We start from the raw sequence: 18,031 nt of genomic DNA, 5'->3' as shown, positions 1-18,031 counted from the left end.
CCCGGAAACAGGGAAATCCGGTGATCCGTCCCAGGGACACCCCCTCTCGGATTTCCCCGGAACGACTGTGCATTACCTCTTAAATCTGGCATCAAGCCCCCACGGCTGCATTGCTCCGCCTTCTTCTGCCGGACGGCACATCTTTGCGTAAATGTTGAGGCAGCCCTTTTCTTCTTTGAGCGGCGGACATACCCATTTTTCTCTTCTTCTTTCCAGCTCCTCATCCGATACAAGCATGGATACTTCTCCTCCCGGAATATCGATGACGATCTCATCGCCGTTTTCCACGAGAGCAATATTGCCTCCGTCGTAAGCTTCCGGAGACACGTGACCGATGATCGCGCCGAAGTTGAAGCCTGAAAATCTTGCGTCGGAGATCAGTCCTACACTTTTGTGCAGTCCCAGTCCGATCAGGGCGTCTATGCTGAGCATCAGTTCTTTCATACCCGGAGCTCCCTTGCATCCCTCATAACGGATGACAATAATATCACCGGGCACGATCTCGCCGGCCTGGATAGCTTCAAACGCGGCGCGGTCTCCCTCAAATACTTTCGCTTTGCCTTTCATGTATTTCACTTCTTCATACACCGCTGTCGGCCGTACAATAGCGCCGTTCGGCGAGAGATTTCCCCTCAGTATCTTAAGCCCCGGCTCCTGGGACAGCGGACGCTCCAGAGAATGTATGACTTTGTTTTCCTGAGGTTTCACTTTTGCGAGCATCTCTGCCCAGGAAGTTCCGTACATGCCCGGCACGTCAGTAAACAGCTTGCTCTCCAGCATTTTCATCACATTCATAACACCGCCGGCATAATGGAAATCCACCACGGTATACGGACCGCTCGGCACGACCGCATTGATGCACGGAATCTCTTTTGCATATTTCTCAAAGTCTTCCAGCGTAAGTTCGATCCCAAGCTCATAGCCGTAAGACAGAATATGAAGCACCGCGTTGGTGGAACCCGCAACCGCCATGTCGAACATGATTGAATTGAGCAGCACTTCTTTTGTGATGAGCTCGGACGGCTTTCTCCCTGCCTTTGCCATCTCCACCGCATACATGCCTGCCTCTCTCGCCTTTCTCAGCTTGGCATTGTCGGAAGCCGGTATTGTAGACGTCCCCGGAAGGACAAGATTGAGCACTTCACCGAGCATCTGCATCGTGTTGGCCGTTCCCATGGACGGGCATGCGCCGAAGGACGGACATACATTGTCTTCCATGTCCATAAGCGCCTCCTCGTCTGCGCCGGAAAAACGCGCGGCATCCAGATCTGCCTCCACCACCGTCTTGCCGCAGTACTGCCCGGGCTGCATGGATCCTCCTGTAACGATCATGGACGGGATATCCAGACGCATTGCGGCCAGGTAACACCCGGCGATGATATTATCGCACGAAGCGATCATTGCCAGACCGTCAAAGTTATGTACTCTCGTGACAAATTCAACACTCATTGCAACGATGTCACGGCCTACCTGCTCGTATTTCAGTTCCTCAGCGCCGTTGGCTATGTTGCCGCACGTAGCCGGGATGCCGAACTCAACCGGGACGCCTCCGGCCGCCCAGATCCCTTCTTTCACAGCCTCCGCGATCTGACGCAGATGTGCGGACCCCGGAGAACCTGCCATATAAGAGTTCGGCACACCGATATGAGGCTTCTTTCTGATGTCCTTGTCAGAATAGCCTGCCGCCTTCATCATCACTCTTCTGTGGGCTGCTTCCGCCCCGTTCCAGAATTCTGTTCCCATAATATGATTCCTCCTTACATTTGTTTATTGCTTCTGTTTATAACTTGCTTGACAATAATTTATCATTTATGTTTATAATATAGGAACAAGTCCCGATATAAAAGCCAGCTTTACTTAAGGCTGTGTTCAATTTCTCTTATACCTGAAGAAAAGGCGTATTTTTCGTTCCGGACTTAAGCAGTTGTGAACAGAGACTTTAAAATTACTAATATAAAGGAGCTGCCATGAATAAATATGAAATCATTATAAGCGTATGTGACACTCACAGCATATCGAAAACTGCCGCCAGCCTGAACTATACCCAGTCTGCCATCAGCCAGGCCATCAAGAATTTTGAAAAAGAACTCGGTTTTCCCCTGTTCAAGCGTTCAAAACACGGCATGGAGCTAATGCCGAACACGGAGGAGATCATTGCGTCGCTGAAAGTCATCTGCCGGGAAAAGAAGAAGATCCGGCAGATCGCCGCAAACCTCACCAGCCTGGACAGCGGTTACATCCGCATCGGCACGATCCAGAGCATCTCCTACCACTGGCTTCCTGATATATTAAAGCAATTTTCCGGGCTGTATCCGAATATCCGTTTTGAGATGACTGTGGACGGCTTTAACCCGCTGAAAGAGATGCTGCAGGCCGGCAGGCTGGACTGCATCTTCGTATCCCGCTACAGCGTCCCGGAGCTGCCCTTTATCCCCATGGGAAACGACGAGCTCATGCTTGTGACTCCCAAGACGCATCCGCTGGCTGAAAAGATAGCTGTGTCTCTGACGGACGTCAATAACGAAAATTTCGTCCTTTCCTCTGACGGGCTTGACTATGAGACCGGCAATATATTTAAACTGAATGACATAAAGCCGAGGATCCGCTACAGGCTCAATGAAGACTTTGCCACACTCAAAATGGTGGAAAAAGGGTTCGGCATCACGATACTGCCCCGGCTCCTCCTGTACAATGCGCCTTTTGACGTGTGCACACGTTCATTTACGGAGCATTACTCCCGCATACTCGGCGTCGCCTGTCCGAAAGACGCGCCGCCCACACCGGCCACACTTAAGTTTCTCGACTATGTGGAGGAATGGAGCATGAGTCTCAAGAACAGCGCCGGCTAAAAAAGGGAAGCGGCGGAATTTTTACCGCTGCTTCCCTTTTCTTTTCTTTTTTAAGATCTCTTTTCTTATATATGCAAATGTCTTCTCCTCGCCTTCTTCCGCCAGCATTTTCAGCAGATGATGGAGAAGCGCCGCCGTATCTTTATGGATCATCCTGCCGAGCTTTGCAGCTCCCTTTTCATAATATTCCAGCGGATGGGCGTCTGTGTAGGCCTCCTTCATATAAGTCTTGGACGCCGCGATCCGGTCCATGAACATCTCTACCACATACCGCGTCGGCATCTTCTGGCCAACGATCCCCTCTTTTGGATCGGCACTGTAGTCGATCCAGTATTCATAATGATGCCTGTTCCTCCCTTTATGGTGCAGCCACGCGGAAGAATATCCGGTAGCTTCCCGCTCTGCATTGTTCGGGCTTCTCGTTCCCTGGTAATATTTACAGCCCACGAGGAACTCCGAAGGCGTATATTTTGACATATCGTGCAGCAGACCCTGCTTATACAGTCCAACCTTAAAACATTGTTTCATCACCAGCATCTTATGGTGATTGATCGTACAAAAATGCTGCCATGCTTTCATAATTCTTACTCCACTTCCACGTACTAAACTATATCATCCATCTGCTGATCCCATACAGTATGAGCAGATGCAGCGGATAAAACGCATAAAAGAAATACTTCATGCTCCTTCCCCGCTCCCCGTTATACAGGGCGACCGGAATCATAGCCAGAGCGCCGTATTTCTGCACAAAACCGTTCCAGATAAAACACCATGCCGTACCCGCGGCAAGCTTTATCCATAACCCGTCTCTAAGCAGATAGAACACCGCGATCAGCAGGATCCCCGTATAGCTGTAATCTGTCTTGAGGATTCCGGCGATCCACATTACAAGCACTATTTCCGCCGCTTTCTCCGGCCACTCTCCCGCCCTCTGCAGCGCCCACATCAGTATAACGCCGAGAAACAGTGTGAAGAACACATTTTGATGGCCAAATTCCAGTATCCTGCCCTGAAACGCCAGATCATAAGGTATCTCCGACACAAAGGCAAATACAAGCATTCTTCTCATATAACGGTACACATTGCCCGTATGGCAGAATCCTTCGACAAGCAGAAAACAGAAGATGGGAAAAGCGATCCGGCCGATATAGCGGAAGATCATCTCGTCCGGGTACAGTATCGCTCCGGTATGGTCAATGACCATGGATATGATAGCGATACACTTCAGCTGAAACGACGTCAGCCCGATCTTATTACGAATCCATTCCATATTTACCGCCCCGCCAGCAATATCACTGTACGCTCCTTCACTTCCAGAAGCCGCTGGTTCTTTAATGATCTATAGTCCGCCAGTACGCCGTCCTCCGTGGAGGCGGCCACATACCACTTCCTTCCCTTCGCAAGAGACGGAAGCGCAAATGTGTGGGGAAGCCAATGCATGTTATAGACGACGAAGCAGTCCTCGTCGTCCGCATATGCCCCGTAATAAAAGACCCCCAACTGCCGGCTGGATACTTCTGAAGGCACCTTCCATGCATTTTCCCCGTGGTACGATACGTCCGGCATGCCGCAGCAGAGCATATCGGTACCTTCTGCCTCTTTCGGCGGGTACAGGACCGGATGCTTCTTCCTGAGAGCGATCAGTTCTTTTACAAAATGGAACAATTCCTGTTCCTTTGCCGCCTTATTCCAATCGAGCCATCCGGTTGGATTATCCTGGCAATAGACATTATTGTTCCCTTTCTGGGAATTGGCAAATTCATCCCCCGCGAGAATACACGGTGTCCCCTGTGCGAGCAGCAGCAGAAAGAACGCATTTCTCATCTGTCTTCTGCGCAGTTCATTCACCGCCTTCTTCCTGCTCGGCCCTTCCGCCCCGCAGTTCCAGCTGTAGTTATAATCCGGCCCGTCCTGGTTATTTTCACCGTTTGCCTCATTGTGCTTCCCGTCGTAAGATACGAGATCATTGAGCGTGAATCCGTTGTGGCAGGTTATACTGTTAAATATCCCGTCCGGACGGGAATTGTGTCTAAGCCAGTAGATAACCTCTCCCACCATGCCCTCGTCTCCTTTCAGGAAACGGCGCATGACAGTCTGAAAGCCCATGTCGTGTCTCATGATCTTCGTTTTTTTCAGAATGGGATCCCCGTACAGCGTCTCCATCGGAGCCACCGCCGGGTTCAGGATAAAGCCGTCAATGTGGTAGTCCAGCATATAATAGCGGAGGCATTCTACCATCAGCTGCTTCGGCGTCTTATCCGTAAACGGCATCTCGAGAACAACTTCAATGCCGGCTTTGTGGCACGCTTTCACCATATCCTTCAGCTCACTCACACCGTCGCCGGAAACAGAATAGGCGCTTTTCGGTGCAAAAAAGAACGCGTCTCCATATCCCCAGTAATTAGTGTACTGCATGCACTCCTCAAACTCATAGACCGGCATACAGTGGATCTGGTTGATCCCAAGCTCCTTCAGATACGGTATCTTTTCCGCCACCCCGGCAAACGTCCCCTTATGGCGCGCTTTTGATGAACTGTGCATTGTAAAGCCGCGGACGTGAAGACTGTAAGCAGTCACTTCATTATACGGAATGTGAAGAGGTGTATCCCCCTCCCAGTCATAACTTTCTGTCCGGACGATCCCCCGCACCTCATGCTTCTGTATATCACACTCTCTGTGCCATACACTTCTGCCGGCGAGCGCCCCCGCGTAAGGGTCAACCACGATCTCTTCATCGAACATATAATTATATTCCAGGCCGCCTGCCTCTATACCTTCCAGCGCGGTAAAACGCACCTCACCGGCGGACTGCTCCATCGGTACCGACCAGTATGGCTCACAGCCTCCCGGTTCATATAACAGAAGACTGCATGTCCTGCCCTCCGGCACCGCGACGGAAAAATTAACTGCGCTCTCTGTGATTGTAACGCCCAACGGCAATGGTTTCCCCTCAACTGCTCTCATATTCTGCCCTTCCTGTTACTGCCAGCCATCTACTCCATACATATCCACATTATCTTTGTTTATCATAAATACTTCTTCGTATACTTCCCGCTCGAATTCTTCGCCCTTCAGAATACTGATCCCTGTTTTGGCCGCCGTCTTTCCCATATTTATCGGAGACTGGGCCGCGGTTCCGGCGATCTGACAGCCTGCCTTTTTAAACTCTTTCTTTATATCCGGGGAGCCGTCAACGCCGTAAATGATGACGTCTTCCATTTTTGCCAGGTTCACCGCCGTCATGGCGCCCACCGCGATCTGGTCGTTGCCGCACATGATCGCCGTAATGTCCGGGTTTTCCTTCAGAATCTTTTCGGCCGCCTCGAGCGCCCTGTCAAACTCACCGCCGGTGTCTTCTCTCGCCACAACTTCAAATCCCTTTTCCGCGTCTGCGATAGCTTCCTCAAATCCCGTGATACGGTCGTTGATCGAGTTCTGGGTCGGGCATTCCAGAATGGCGATTTTCCCGCCGTCCGGCCGCTTCTCGATCAGATCTTCCCCGCATATAAATCCGGCGTTGTGGTTGTCAGAACCTATGTAGGCGTCCACGTACTCCATCTCTTTCACCTGGCTGTCCACATTGATTATCCTGACCCCCGCATCTTTCAGCGCCTTGAGTGAGTCCGTTATCTCTTCCCAGTCTACCGGACAGAGAAAGACCGCATCGATGCCTTCGGCAATCATCTCCTGGATCTGTGCTGCCTGCGCCGCCGCGTCCGAAGCCGGGTCCTTCGTGATCATACGGTAGCCCCCGCTTTCCACAGCCTCTCTCGTTGCGCCCTCCAGCGTTATAAAATAAGGGTTCTGCATATCAATAACGGAAAAGCCGAACACGTAAGCATCTTCATCTTCTCCGTCTGTATCTTCATCGGCTTCCTCATCTTTCACCGCATTGTCTTCCGGCGTACCTACATTCTTTTTACAGCCGGACAATGCGAATATGCAGATAAGCAGCACCGCAATAACACTTAACATTCTCCTCTTCATCATAAGATTTTATCCTCCTTATGCATTATTTTTTCAAACGCACAGATATATTTTACACCATTTTCGCTGTTTTGGCTACACTTTTCACATGTGCCCGCCATTGGCAAAAACTCCCTTGCTTTTTGTACGTTCCTTTGGTACAGTAAAAGTATCTTGAAACTAAGATAACTATTAGGTATATAAAAGGAGATAAAACTATGAGCGAACAGCAACACAACTGCGGACATGATGACTGCTGCGGACATGACGAAGCACCTATGGTCACCTTGACTCTTGATAATGATGAAGTGGTGAATTGTGCGATCCTCACCATTTATGAGGCTGGTGAAAATGAATATATCGCGCTCCTTCCGCTGGACGAGAACGGAGAGAGCGAAGAGGGCGATGTTTACATTTACCGCTATAAAGAAACAGCTCCGGGAGAACCGGAACTGGAGAATATCGAAGATGACGATGAATATGAGATCGCCGCAGACGCATTTGACGAATGGCTGGACACACAGGAATTCGACGAATCAGACATTGAGGAATAATTCATTTACAAAACGGGAGGGAGCTGCTTCTTTCCCGTTTTTTTCTTTCACATAGCTGATAATGAGTTTCCGCTTTGCCCTCGTCATGGCCACATAAAAAAGTCTGCGTTCCTCTTCTATCTCGTCTTCTGTTTTTGCCTTCTTGTATGGAACTACCCCTTCATTTCCCTGGATAATGAATACCGTGTCGTATTCAAGCCCCTTTGAGCCGTGCATTGTCATCAGGGCGGCGCTCTCTTTTGTCTCTCTGCTTTTCTTTCTCTGCTCTTTCAGCATGGCCCCGTATTTTTCCACATGTGCGAACCATTCACCGATCGTCCCGGAGCCTCTGGAGAGTTCCTGTATCTCATCGAGCACTTTAAAAAGCTCCTCTGCCGGGATCTGTCTGTATGCCGCGTAGTCTTTCAGGAATTCGTCATAGCCGATACTTTTTCTCATATACTGGATCGCAAGATACGGAGATTTGTTCTCCATCATCTTTATGTCCCACTCCATCTGGTCGATCCGGTCCATCATCCATTGCTTGTCACAGTAAAAACGGCGGAGCGATTCAAACGTCACCGGTTCCCCGCTCATACTGTCCCTTCCGATGTACCGGTTCGGACGGTTCACGATCTGCAGGAAATACGTGCGCTCGAATTCCTTGAGCACAAGATGAAAATAACTGCTTATGTCTCTTGCGATAAAGTGGTCATATATATTATCCATGTACTCCTTCATACAAAACGGGATCTGATATTCCATCAGGCACTCCGACAGCGCCCTGGCGTCCAGGTTCGTCCGGTACAGGACAGCGATCCCGCTTAAGGGGACCCCCTGCCGTACAAGCTCCCGGATCTGTCCCACAACATACGCGCCCTCTTCTACAGAATCCTTTACTTCCTGCACGTGGACCGTCTCCCCTTGTTTCTTCCCGGAACGGACTGCCTTTTTGAATCTCTTCTGATTATGCCCGATGACTCTGAGCGCCCCGTTAACAATATGGGAAGTAGACCTGTAATTGACGTCCAGGAGTATCTGGCCGGCCTGCGGATAATCTTTTTTGAACTCCGCCATGATCCCGGGCCTGGCCCCCCGGAATCCATAGATAGACTGGTCGTCGTCACCCACGACAAAAAGATTGTCCTCCGGAGCCGCAAGCATACGCAGCACATCATACTGCACCTGGTTGATATCCTGAAATTCATCCACAAGGATGTAACGGAATTTCCGCTGCCACTTTTCAAGTACATCAGGGCGCTCCAAAAACAGCCGGCAGCAGAGCAGCAGCATGTCTTCAAAATCTATTTTATTCCACTTTTTCTTCGCATCCTCATAATCGCGGTATATGCTTTGGAACCGTTCTTTGCCGAACCTCTCCGACTCATACGCGCGGATATCCAGACGGTCATTCTTTATCTTCCCTATCTCTGCCGCCAGTTCTTTTAAATAGTCCTTCTCCTCTTCCTCTGTGAGCGCTTCGTCCGTATGTGACGCGGAAGCGATCTGTCTCAGAAGATTGTAACGTTCCTCCTCTGTGAGCAGATTGCTCTGTCCGATTCCATATGCCCACTTCAGTATTCCGTAATAAATGCCGTGGAACGTTCCGAAGGTGACTGCAAGCGGCTCCTTCATTACGGCCAAAAACCGGCTTTTCATCTCATTAGCCGCATATTTAGTAAAGGTAATGACCAGAATTTCTTCTGGCCTTACCTTATGCTTCCTTATCAGATATTCTATTCGCTTTGCAATAGTGAGTGTCTTCCCGGAACCGGGACCTGCCAGGACCATACAAGGTCCGTCGTGATGGGCGACCGCCTTACTTTGAGCACTGTTTAACCCCATATATACCTCTTATCTGCTTAATAATTCGATTCCTCTGCGGATTCTTCTAAGAGATTCCTCTTTCCCGAGTATCTCCATGATCTCCGTGGCGCCGCCGGGAGTGTTCTGCCTGCCGGACACCGCCGTACGCACCGGCCACATCACGAACCCGACCTTACAGCCCTTCGCGTCCACATAACCTTTCAGCGCCGCAAACAGAGCATCGTTGCTGAAATCATCCTGCGCCTCAAGAACCGGCAGGATATCTCTTAGTACCTCCAGAGACTTCTCTTCATCTGTCTTCATTTTCTTGTGACAGTACATGGCCGTGTCATATTCCGGAAGCTCCTCAAAGAAGTCGATCTGTTCTCTGATATCCGGAAATACTTCGATCCTCGTCTTTACCAGCGCCGCGATCTTCTTCAGATCATAATCCTTCGTGACCACCTCTTTGATATAAGGCTCTGCCATCTCATAAAACCTGTCAAAGTCCATGGCCTTCAGATATTCGCCGTTCATCCATCTAAGCTTCACAACATCAAATACAGCCGGAGATTTGCTCATATGCCGGTAATCAAATGCCTTCACAAGTTCATCCAGTGAAAAAATCTCCTGGTTATCCTCCGGACACCAGCCAAGCAGGGCCACATAGTTGACGACCGCCTCTGACACAAATCCCTGCTCCAGCAGATCCTCATAGGAGGAATGCCCGCAGCGCTTGCTCAGCTTTTTATGGTTCTCATCCGTGATGAGCGGACAGTGGACATAAGTCGGAACGTCCCATCCGAACGCTTCATACAGACGGTTATATTTCGGTGCGGATGACAGATATTCATTGCCCCGCACCACGTGGGTGATCCCCATAAGATGATCGTCGATCACATTTGCAAAATTATAAGTCGGATAGCCGTCTGACTTCATGAGGATCATATCATCCAGTTCCTCATTCGGCACCGTGATGTCCCCATATATATCGTCGTGGAACGTAGTCGTGCCTTTTGCCGGCATATTGATCCGGATCACATACGGCCTGCCGGCGGCAAGGTTGGCCTCCATCTCCTCTTTGCTGAGGTTCAGACAGTGCTTATCGTACGTTACGATCTCTGTCCCGGATTCCGACACCCTGCTCCTCAGGGAATCAAGGCGCTCTTTGTCACAGAAGCAATAGTACGCGTCCCCCTGCTCGACCAACTGTTCTGCATATTTCATATATAACCCGGAGGCGTTTCTTTCACTCTGTACGTAAGGGCCCACTCCTCCATCCTTATCCGGTCCCTCATCGTGAACGAGCCCGGTCTTCTCAAGCGTACGGTAAATAATCTCAAGCGCACCGTCCACAAACCGTTCCTGATCCGTATCCTCGATCCTGAGCATAAAGTCTCCTCCTTCATGCTTGGCTATCAGATACGCATAGAGCGCTGTTCTCAAATTTCCTACATGCATTCTCCCGGTAGGACTCGGTGCAAATCTTGTTCTTACTTTACTCATGATCATTCTCCTAATTCTTTTAGTATTTCTCCGAGTGCGTCTTCCACACTCTTATGTACGGCCACATCGGCAAGCTTATCTGAAAAATGCTTTTCCGGATTGATCAGAACGAGCTTATCGCCTTCATAGTAGTCGATCAGCTGGCTGCACAGATAGGTCTTCAGATTGGTCCCCAAAACGAGCAGCACATCTGCCTTTCTGACCTCCTCCGCCGCCTTTGTGATGATACGGTTGTCGACCATCTCTCCAAACAGGCATATTCTCGGGCGTATCGGGGTACTGCACACTTCGCAGAGCGGAATCCTTGCGGAATTGACGATATATTCTACAGGATATTCCTTACCGCAGTGCGGACAATAGTTATCATACACACTGCCGTGAAGGTTGATGACATTTTTACAGCCGGCCCTCTGCGGAAGTCCGTAGATACGTCTCGTGATAACGGACTGGATAAGACCTCTCTTCTCCAGCTCCGCCATCTCATAAAAGCATTTTCCAGGCGGCTTTTCCAGCATCTTCAGTATCTCGCTGCGGTAAAATTCATAGAACTGTTCTTTTCTTGTAGAATAGAAAGAACTGCTGAATATCTCTTCCACTGAATAACCGTACTTCAGTTCAACGTCGTATGACTCATCCCCGTCCCTGATGGCCGGATATCCACTTTCCAGCAGCATTCCAAATCCGCTTAAAACTGTCGTGTATCTGCTCTCCTTCAATATATCCAATAATGTCTTTCCTAACATATGCTTGCCCTCCCTCCTGCCGTTTATCGTACTTTTATTGTACCATATTTTCCTATTTGCTCCAACCTTTTCCGGTCCTTCTTTCCTTCCAGTAACGGACTTGGAAAAATTCTCTCGGTACGGAGACGATAAACACGATTCCAAGGACGATCCCAAACGCGATCTTTATGGAATCCAGGCCTTTCTGGGCAGCGAGGGACAGCTGGTTCGTCACAAGATAGTAGGCCGTATAATAGATACCTGCGCCGGGCACGAGCGGAAAGATGCCTGATACAAGAAAGACTGTAATGGGGCATTTCATCTTTACCGTGAGCATTCTGGAGATGAGGACAACGACAAGCGCCCCCAGAAACGCCGCCACCGCTGAGGACGTATAAGCGCCCGACAGGGCAAACACAAGCCATCCCGCCGTCCCGGTCATGCCGCAGCTTAAGTAATACCTCTTCGGTACGTTAAAGAGCACCGCGTACGCGATCGTTCCTATAAACGGGCAGACTACATTCATAAATATGTCGTGTATCAAAGCGCCAGCCCTCCTAACATATTATTATAGATACTAAGTGTGATGCCCACTCCTATGGCGATATATACAAACACGAGCAGAGCATCTATCATCCGCACCGTGCCTGAGAGGAAATCACTGTCTGCGATATCGCGGATCGCATTGACAAATGCGACCCCAGGGATAAGAGGCATTATAGAACCGATGATCATACCCTCCAGCCTGACTGTTTCCGGAAAAGGCAGATGCACTGCCACTATGGCCAATGCAGTGATGATCACGCCCCCGGCAATATTTATGATGATCTTTGACATATGATGCCGCTTACCGGCGAGTACCCACATATAAAGCAGACAGCCGATGCAGAAAGCGATCACGCTCTCAAGCGCCGACGCCCCGAGCAGAAATCCGAAGAAACCGCTTCCGGCTCCGGCGGCCAGTATCTGAAAATAGCCGCGCTTGGGCGGCATATGATCGATCTCTTCCAGCCTCTTAAGCGCTTCATCCACACCGACCCGGCCGGCCGAGATCTCTCTGGAGAGATCGTTGACTTCCGCTACGATGCCAAGGTGCGGCGCCGACAAAGGAACGTGCTTCACCTTCGTGTAAGCCTCCTGCACCCCATTTTCAGCGCTGACAAATATACCGTGGCTCAGCGTAAAAATATCGACTTTTTCCACATGGAATCGGTTGCATATGCGCGTGATCGTCTCTTCCACGCGGAAGATCTCACCGCCGTTTTTCAGAAGTATCCGTCCCGCTTCAAGGGCCAGATTCACTACCTTCTTTACATCCACTTCAGAATCAAGATACTTTTTGAGGTAGACCATGTCCGTCAGCAGCTTTCCGTCTTCATATATCGGCTCATCGTAATTGTCTATAAAAAAGTTCATGATTATATGAGAGTTTACAAACCCGCATTTCTCATAAAACCCTATGCTCTTGGCACAGTTGCCCGTACCGACATACATCGTGTCGCACCGGTTGCTGTAATGCTCACACAGGTAATGGATCATATATCTCGCATACCCCTTGCCCTGATATTCGGGCCTGGTCGCTATATTTTTAAGCTCACATTTCCGGTTCTTCAGCACGGACACCACCGCTACGGTCATTACCTGCTCCCGGTCGCACAGCACAAACATCTCTCCGCCGTCAAGATAACGCTCGATCATGTTCTCCTGTGGATCCGCCAGCAGTAATAGATCCAAATATGCTTTTTTGTCTTCTGTGATCTGTCTGATATTCATACATATTTCCCCTGCAATTATTTGATCCAGCCTATTATATCACCAGCGGCGCAAAAATTACAGAGAATCTTTCACAAAATCCAAATTTGAAGAGCCGGCGGTCATTTTCGGCCGCCGGCTCTTTCCTGTCCACTCATGCAGAACTAATCATTATCACCTGCTCCCCAGTTGTCTCTTCCCGCCGGAAAGACGTAAAGTGTCCCGTCTGCTTTATAAAGTACGCCTCCGTCGCTGTAAAATGCCGGGTTCCCGGCCATAACTTCTATATACATCAGATAGGGAAATGATTCCAGCACTCCCGGCGCGATATAAATTATGTTGGGAGGAATGAACACTTCAAATATCTCATACTCCAGCCCGGCAAAAGCGCCTGCCTCCACTCCGAGACAGTCCGGGGAATTCGGCAGGATAATGGTGCCTTCATCCGCAACCGCGGCCGCGTCACTGTATCCGGTTATATAGCCTCTGTCGTCGCATATATAAGTAGTGATCTCTTTCCATCCCGCGTACAGGTCCACCCTCGTCTGGCCTTCCTCAATGCCGGTAAACGCGGTGGTACACGAAGGATCTATATACCAGCCGTCAAATTCTTTGCCAAGTCTTCTCGGATTTTCCAGGGCAGAAAGGTCCAGATAATATTCCTCCAGCGTCATTTCCGTCACGGACAGCGTGCCTCCGTTTCCATGAAACGTCACATGTACAGATATTGAAACACCGGTGCCGTCATCCGGTACTTCCTCCTCTGCTGCTGAACTTCCCGGAACTGTGACCGGCCTGTCCTGCGAACCGGCCTTATCTGGCTTCAGCTTATCCGCAGCCGCCATATCTTTCATACGGTCTTTTGCCGGTTCTTTTCCAGGAAGAATCACAATGCCTATCTCTTCCGGATGGTCCAGGATCCGCCTGAAAGGTTTTACATCAGGCTGTTTTGGACGCGGTCCGGGCATCTGTATATCCGTGTCTTCTACATTTTCCAGGCCGGAGGAAACCGTCCCCGGCACCGCCTGTCCCAGACCGATAATATACAGACAGCATACGAACAGTATGAGAAGGATCACCGCAGTAATATGTCCGGCTGAGATCCTGGTTCTCCTTCCCACTGTCCGCAATGTCAATACATCTTCCACTATTAACACCTCACATTCAATTCATTATAAGGCATGGAAAGAAGAAATGAAAAGTGGCATCTCGCCACATGCAAGATGCCACTTTTCCATATTATAAAACAATCTGGTGGTTTTAAGGGATGATCTAATTAATAAATCCCGCTTTTTTGAGTTCTTCCTCTGCTTTCACAAGATTTGCATCTGAGACAAGGATGATCGGTCCTGTACAGCCCATACCACTCTCTGCATAGACACCAATTTTCCAGAGCGCTTTCACGCCGTCCTCAAGGTCCATGATCTCAATTCCCGCGATCTGGGATGTGACCGGCTCTTTCGGAGGCGCTGATACTTCCTCGGAATCTCCCGTCTGCTTTTCAGACGCTTTTCTGGCGGCAAGTATATCTTTCAGCCCGGCTTTGTTGGCAGCTTCAAACTCTTTCTTTGCCACCTCAAACACCTTGCCTCTGACAAGCTGCGCCGCATAACGGATCGCCCCGGTGATGAGCGGAGCCCCTGAAGCACGGGAAATGATCATCACAAGCTGGTCGTACCCTTCTCCAATTCCAGGGCCGTAACCATAACCGGATGCCTCATAGCTTCCTCCTGTTGTGAAAGAGGAAAGCATCTTAATAAGAATATTTCCCGACAGAGAATCACACACCATAATATCCGGTGAGCCCTGGAGCACGTCGTTGCCTCTCATCACGCATCCTCCGTCAGCTCTGGCCGATTCGGCAAATGTAATATCATATCCATTTTCTTTTAACTGTTTCAAAGCGATCTCCGTCTGGCGGGCACCGTCCACATTGAGGATACCTACTGTCGGATCTGCATTTCCGCATGTCTTTGCTGCTATGATACCGTAGATGGCATTTTTGATCATTCCTTCGATACGGTCGGCACTGGACGTTCCTGTCGTTGTCGCGACATACATCTCTCTGCCCTTTGACGGTGTGATCGCACGCCCCACAGTGGATACACCGATCGGAAACGGAAAGTGCATGGTCACCGCACCGTCCACTTCCTTATTCTTCAGGAGTTCTTCCATCTTCTTATGGCCTTCGTCTTCGTCGGCCACTTTGACTGTCGTAACACCTTCTGCTTCCAGCGTACCGATATAATATACATCGATACCTTCTCTTGCCGCTGCCGCCGCTGCCGCGATGGAATTCTCTTCCCCATGTTCGCTTCCCATGCCTGTCAGCGCGATCTTCGGCTTCTTTCCAAAACTTCCGGTCTCAAGACCTTCTGCCATCTCCATAAAGGTGGAGGCAATCATTTTTTCAATATTATCTGCCATATTCACCACCCCTTACTCTGCCATCAGGGTCGCGGCAAAATCTTTCATAGCTTTCGCAATGAGTCCTTTAACTTCCTCTTCTGACACTCCCGAAGCTGCGCTTTCCGCCTCAGCGGTGTTGCCGTGGATCACAAAGGATACACCGTCAAAAAGATTCGTCATTCTTCCAAGGAACAGACTTCCCTTACCGATGATCATGGCATTTCTGATCTTGCCGCTGAGGATATCCTCACGCGCAAATCCGATATACGGAACGCCGGAAGGAATATGTCCCTGTGTCGGCGCCCATCCGGTAAGGCCGTGTTCTTTTGTAAATGCGGCAAGTTCTTTTTTCTCCAGCTCTCCGCGCTTTACAGCCAGAGCTGCGATCATTTTGTAGTTCGCAAGCGGAACATCACCTGCTCCTGCCGGCTTTGTGATGTCAGGATTCTGCATCTCCGGTGAATACTTGTCGATATCCGGGATCTTCATCCCCGCTTTGTCAAGTGAGTCTGTCACAAGACTTCCGATCACAGCCTGCGGTGCGGAACCGGTGCCCACACTGTGGCGGCCGAGCATATTCAGATCGATCTCAGGATTCACTCCGTCATTCTCAGAGATAACTACCGCAAAGCCTCCGAGACAGTCTTCCAGGATCGGAAGACCCTTCTTAATATGATCCTTGCCGTTCATGCCAAGCTTGGCCGTACATCCGCCGGACGTGACAACTACAGTCTTGTATGCCCCGGATTTTACGAGAGCGGCAGCTTCGATCACTGCGTGCGCCGGCGCGGCACAGAATCCTCTGGCATCAGAACCGGAAGCGCTGACAAGCCCTGCAACTTCTGCGGCAGCCTTGGCAAAGTTACCTCCGCCTCTCTGGTTCATATCGCCGCACGCCTCTTCCGCGCAGTCGATCACATATTCTACTTCCGCCTTCTCAATGCCTGCATTGCGTACCGCATGGAGCAGTGCCAGAACACTGGACGCCTTGCTCATAAGGTTCTCATGCATCACATGGGCGGACAAGTTTACATCAATATCATGGGCTCTTTTTACACAGCCTACTAATTTTCCATCGTGATATAATCCTTCTGCATGTTCTTCGCTTACAAAATGCTCTATCTCGCTGATATCGACACCCTCGTGGATCTTTTCAACGATATCTTCAGAGATGACAGGATTGCTGGCAAACGCGTCTTTGTACCGGGCGACAAATTCTTTGTCAAGTCTTACGACTTCAAACATATCGCTTGCCTGTACAAGGAAGAGAAATTCTTCCTGCGGCATGATCTCGCCGTATTTGCCAAAACGGTCAGCTCCCTCTTTTTTCTTGTCATACCAGGGGAACTCTACCTCTGCTAATTCATCCGGATGTACGTTGCCGATATATGTCTGGTTCGGCCAATACTCAACCGCCTCTTTATAGGAGCGGAGATTTTTCGGCACTTCTTTTAAATAATCTGAATCCGGATTGACGATCTTCTCAGTTGTCTGAGTCGTTCCATTATATAAAACCATATCAGGGGTATGTACCAATACGTAACTGGCCCCTTTGATCACACTGTTCATTGGTTTTCCACCTTTCTTTAAATATACGGGGTGGTGGGGTGACACCACCCCACACACTTAAAATTTACAGAACTGGTCTCTGATGGCTGTCATCTCGTTAATGATATCATCAACATCAAGTACCATTTCCATCATACTTATCTGCTCATCATACACTTCTTCGTCGAACTCTTCTTTCATCTCTGGTTCGCAAACGTGATACACTTTGAGTCCAAGCTGGACCCCTGTCAATGGACCTGCGAAAGTAGGGTCACCTGCTGTAACGGTTTCTGCTGCAAGGCCTGAAGCCTCACCTTCTGCAGCGCCGAGAACTACTACAAGGTTCTCTGCACCATATTCGTCAGCAAATTCTTTTACTCTCTTCTGATTCTCTAAGTCCATTGCGCCTGCGCTCGTTCAGACGAAACATTCCGTGGATGAAAATACTACCTCAGCGCCGGCAGTCTTAACGCACTCAGCGATAGCCGGTCCCGGAATTCCATCACGGTCTCCGATAATTATTGCTTTTTTTCCTTCTAAAATAGCCATAATTATGCTTTCTCCTTTCTTGTATGTTGCTAGTTGTATTTATGATAAAGAAAACTATCTTAAATTAGATATATTTCTTGATCATCGCCTCAATATTTTCCGGAGTCGCGTCATCTTTCACGACTTCCTCCACTTTCTCACCGTCTTTGTATACTGCCATAACAGGAAGTCCTAATACTTTCTGCGCGATGGCAAGGCGGCGTGCCTTTGTTGTGTTCAGGGATGTAAATTTCATCTTGTCCCCGTATGTGTCTGCGAATTCGTGTACCTTTGGCATGAGAGCCTGGCACGGCACGCATCCGTCGCCGTAAAAGTCTACAAACACATATCCTTCAGCCTTTAATACTTCCTCTTCAAATGTTTCCTTTGTTACATCGATCATGATCTCTAC

General features: G+C 49.6%; 17 protein-coding genes. 2 read left to right on the top strand and 15 right to left on the bottom strand.

Annotated features, from left to right (window positions below; translation table 11 throughout):
- Window positions 1-72 precede the first annotated feature (72 nt).
- The gene (ilvD, locus tag LAJLEIBI_RS06820) at window positions 73-1,743 is read right to left on the bottom strand and encodes a dihydroxy-acid dehydratase (RefSeq protein ID WP_006443906.1); all 1,671 of its coding nucleotides are present in this window, start codon (window positions 1,741-1,743) and stop codon (window positions 73-75) included.
- A 224-nt stretch (window positions 1,744-1,967) separates the two neighbouring features.
- Here ilvD and LAJLEIBI_RS06815 point away from each other — a divergent pair, with 224 nt between their 5' ends.
- A complete protein-coding gene (locus tag LAJLEIBI_RS06815) occupies window positions 1,968-2,849 on the top strand; it encodes a LysR family transcriptional regulator (protein ID WP_006443905.1) in 882 nt (293 codons plus the stop codon).
- Between the two features lie 21 nt (window positions 2,850-2,870).
- On the opposite strand, the gene LAJLEIBI_RS06810 is transcribed toward LAJLEIBI_RS06815, so the two are convergent.
- The 4 genes from LAJLEIBI_RS06810 to LAJLEIBI_RS06795 are packed head-to-tail and all read right to left on the bottom strand — an operon-like array spanning window position 2,871 to window position 6,839.
- Window positions 2,871-3,428, bottom strand: a complete 558-nt coding sequence (locus LAJLEIBI_RS06810; protein ID WP_006443904.1) for a DUF5662 family protein — start codon at window positions 3,426-3,428, stop codon at window positions 2,871-2,873.
- Between the two features lie 28 nt (window positions 3,429-3,456).
- Window positions 3,457-4,119 (bottom strand): TraX family protein, encoded by a 663-nt coding sequence (locus tag LAJLEIBI_RS06805; protein WP_006443903.1) that lies wholly within the window; start codon window positions 4,117-4,119, stop codon window positions 3,457-3,459.
- A 2-nt stretch (window positions 4,120-4,121) separates the two neighbouring features.
- The gene (locus tag LAJLEIBI_RS06800) at window positions 4,122-5,813 is read right to left on the bottom strand and encodes an alpha-amylase family glycosyl hydrolase (protein WP_006443902.1); all 1,692 of its coding nucleotides are present in this window, start codon (window positions 5,811-5,813) and stop codon (window positions 4,122-4,124) included.
- Window positions 5,814-5,828: 15 nt separating this feature from the next.
- On the bottom strand, window positions 5,829-6,839 hold the full coding sequence (locus tag LAJLEIBI_RS06795; RefSeq protein WP_006443901.1) for a sugar ABC transporter substrate-binding protein: 1,011 nt from the start codon (window positions 6,837-6,839) through the stop codon (window positions 5,829-5,831).
- A 194-nt stretch (window positions 6,840-7,033) separates the two neighbouring features.
- Between LAJLEIBI_RS06795 and LAJLEIBI_RS06790 the strand changes: the two genes are divergently transcribed.
- Window positions 7,034-7,369: a DUF1292 domain-containing protein gene (locus tag LAJLEIBI_RS06790; RefSeq protein ID WP_040435178.1), complete on the top strand. Its 336-nt coding sequence runs from the start codon at window positions 7,034-7,036 to the stop codon at window positions 7,367-7,369.
- Here LAJLEIBI_RS06790 and LAJLEIBI_RS06785 read toward each other — a convergent pair.
- The 10 genes from LAJLEIBI_RS06785 to trxA form a co-directional block, all read right to left on the bottom strand.
- Window positions 7,352-9,193: an ATP-dependent helicase gene (locus LAJLEIBI_RS06785; RefSeq protein WP_006443898.1), complete on the bottom strand. Its 1,842-nt coding sequence runs from the start codon at window positions 9,191-9,193 to the stop codon at window positions 7,352-7,354. The two genes, LAJLEIBI_RS06790 and LAJLEIBI_RS06785, sit on opposite strands and share 18 nt — an antisense overlap.
- A 9-nt stretch (window positions 9,194-9,202) precedes the next feature.
- The gene (gene gltX, locus LAJLEIBI_RS06780; protein ID WP_149301909.1) at window positions 9,203-10,660 is read right to left on the bottom strand and encodes a glutamate--tRNA ligase; all 1,458 of its coding nucleotides are present in this window, start codon (window positions 10,658-10,660) and stop codon (window positions 9,203-9,205) included.
- A gap of 2 nt (window positions 10,661-10,662) precedes the next feature.
- Window positions 10,663-11,403 carry an SIR2 family NAD-dependent protein deacylase gene (locus tag LAJLEIBI_RS06775; protein ID WP_006443895.1) on the bottom strand — a complete coding sequence of 247 codons (741 nt, stop codon included), beginning with the start codon at window positions 11,401-11,403 and terminating at the stop codon, window positions 10,663-10,665.
- Between the two features lie 52 nt (window positions 11,404-11,455).
- Window positions 11,456-11,908: a threonine/serine exporter family protein gene (locus LAJLEIBI_RS06770; RefSeq protein ID WP_006443894.1), complete on the bottom strand. Its 453-nt coding sequence runs from the start codon at window positions 11,906-11,908 to the stop codon at window positions 11,456-11,458.
- A 14-nt stretch (window positions 11,909-11,922) separates the two neighbouring features.
- On the bottom strand, window positions 11,923-13,155 hold the full coding sequence (locus tag LAJLEIBI_RS06765) for a GNAT family N-acetyltransferase (protein WP_006443893.1): 1,233 nt from the start codon (window positions 13,153-13,155) through the stop codon (window positions 11,923-11,925).
- 143 nt (window positions 13,156-13,298) lie between these two features.
- On the bottom strand, window positions 13,299-14,255 hold the full coding sequence (locus LAJLEIBI_RS06760; RefSeq protein ID WP_147570380.1) for an InlB B-repeat-containing protein: 957 nt from the start codon (window positions 14,253-14,255) through the stop codon (window positions 13,299-13,301).
- 151 nt (window positions 14,256-14,406) lie between these two features.
- A complete protein-coding gene (grdD, locus tag LAJLEIBI_RS06755) occupies window positions 14,407-15,561 on the bottom strand; it encodes a glycine/sarcosine/betaine reductase complex component C subunit alpha (RefSeq protein WP_006443891.1) in 1,155 nt (384 codons plus the stop codon).
- 12 nt (window positions 15,562-15,573) lie between these two features.
- Window positions 15,574-17,112, bottom strand: a complete 1,539-nt coding sequence (grdC, locus tag LAJLEIBI_RS06750) for a glycine/sarcosine/betaine reductase complex component C subunit beta (RefSeq protein WP_006443890.1) — start codon at window positions 17,110-17,112, stop codon at window positions 15,574-15,576.
- Between the two features lie 57 nt (window positions 17,113-17,169).
- Window positions 17,170-17,640: a glycine/sarcosine/betaine reductase complex selenoprotein A gene (gene grdA / locus LAJLEIBI_RS06745; protein WP_083790625.1), complete on the bottom strand. Its 471-nt coding sequence runs from the start codon at window positions 17,638-17,640 to the stop codon at window positions 17,170-17,172.
- Between the two features lie 64 nt (window positions 17,641-17,704).
- On the bottom strand, window positions 17,705-18,022 hold the full coding sequence (gene trxA, locus LAJLEIBI_RS06740) for a thioredoxin TrxA (protein WP_006443888.1): 318 nt from the start codon (window positions 18,020-18,022) through the stop codon (window positions 17,705-17,707).
- Window positions 18,023-18,031 lie beyond the last annotated feature (9 nt).

Source organism: [Clostridium] hylemonae DSM 15053, from assembly GCF_008281175.1.
In the GTDB taxonomy this organism is placed as follows: domain Bacteria; phylum Bacillota; class Clostridia; order Lachnospirales; family Lachnospiraceae; genus Extibacter; species Extibacter hylemonae.
The sequence above is the reverse complement of the archived record's forward strand: the minus strand, read 5'-3'. Positions and strand labels throughout refer to the sequence as shown.

Coding starts and splice junctions, on each gene's coding strand:
- LAJLEIBI_RS06770 (WP_006443894.1), bottom strand. CDS start 11,908: ATGAATGTAGTCTGCCCGTTTATAGGAACGATCGCGTACGCGGTGCTC.
- LAJLEIBI_RS06815 (WP_006443905.1), top strand. CDS start 1,968: ATGAATAAATATGAAATCATTATAAGCGTATGTGACACTCACAGCATA.
- grdC (WP_006443890.1), bottom strand. CDS start 17,112: ATGAACAGTGTGATCAAAGGGGCCAGTTACGTATTGGTACATACCCCT.
- LAJLEIBI_RS06775 (WP_006443895.1), bottom strand. CDS start 11,403: ATGTTAGGAAAGACATTATTGGATATATTGAAGGAGAGCAGATACACG.
- LAJLEIBI_RS06790 (WP_040435178.1), top strand. CDS start 7,034: ATGAGCGAACAGCAACACAACTGCGGACATGATGACTGCTGCGGACAT.
- LAJLEIBI_RS06800 (WP_006443902.1), bottom strand. CDS start 5,813: ATGAGAGCAGTTGAGGGGAAACCATTGCCGTTGGGCGTTACAATCACA.
- trxA (WP_006443888.1), bottom strand. CDS start 18,022: ATGATCGATGTAACAAAGGAAACATTTGAAGAGGAAGTATTAAAGGCT.
- LAJLEIBI_RS06805 (WP_006443903.1), bottom strand. CDS start 4,119: ATGGAATGGATTCGTAATAAGATCGGGCTGACGTCGTTTCAGCTGAAG.
- grdD (WP_006443891.1), bottom strand. CDS start 15,561: ATGGCAGATAATATTGAAAAAATGATTGCCTCCACCTTTATGGAGATG.
- LAJLEIBI_RS06785 (WP_006443898.1), bottom strand. CDS start 9,193: ATGGGGTTAAACAGTGCTCAAAGTAAGGCGGTCGCCCATCACGACGGA.
- LAJLEIBI_RS06765 (WP_006443893.1), bottom strand. CDS start 13,155: ATGAATATCAGACAGATCACAGAAGACAAAAAAGCATATTTGGATCTA.
- LAJLEIBI_RS06795 (WP_006443901.1), bottom strand. CDS start 6,839: ATGATGAAGAGGAGAATGTTAAGTGTTATTGCGGTGCTGCTTATCTGC.
- ilvD (WP_006443906.1), bottom strand. CDS start 1,743: ATGGGAACAGAATTCTGGAACGGGGCGGAAGCAGCCCACAGAAGAGTG.
- gltX (WP_149301909.1), bottom strand. CDS start 10,660: ATGAGTAAAGTAAGAACAAGATTTGCACCGAGTCCTACCGGGAGAATG.
- LAJLEIBI_RS06810 (WP_006443904.1), bottom strand. CDS start 3,428: ATGAAAGCATGGCAGCATTTTTGTACGATCAATCACCATAAGATGCTG.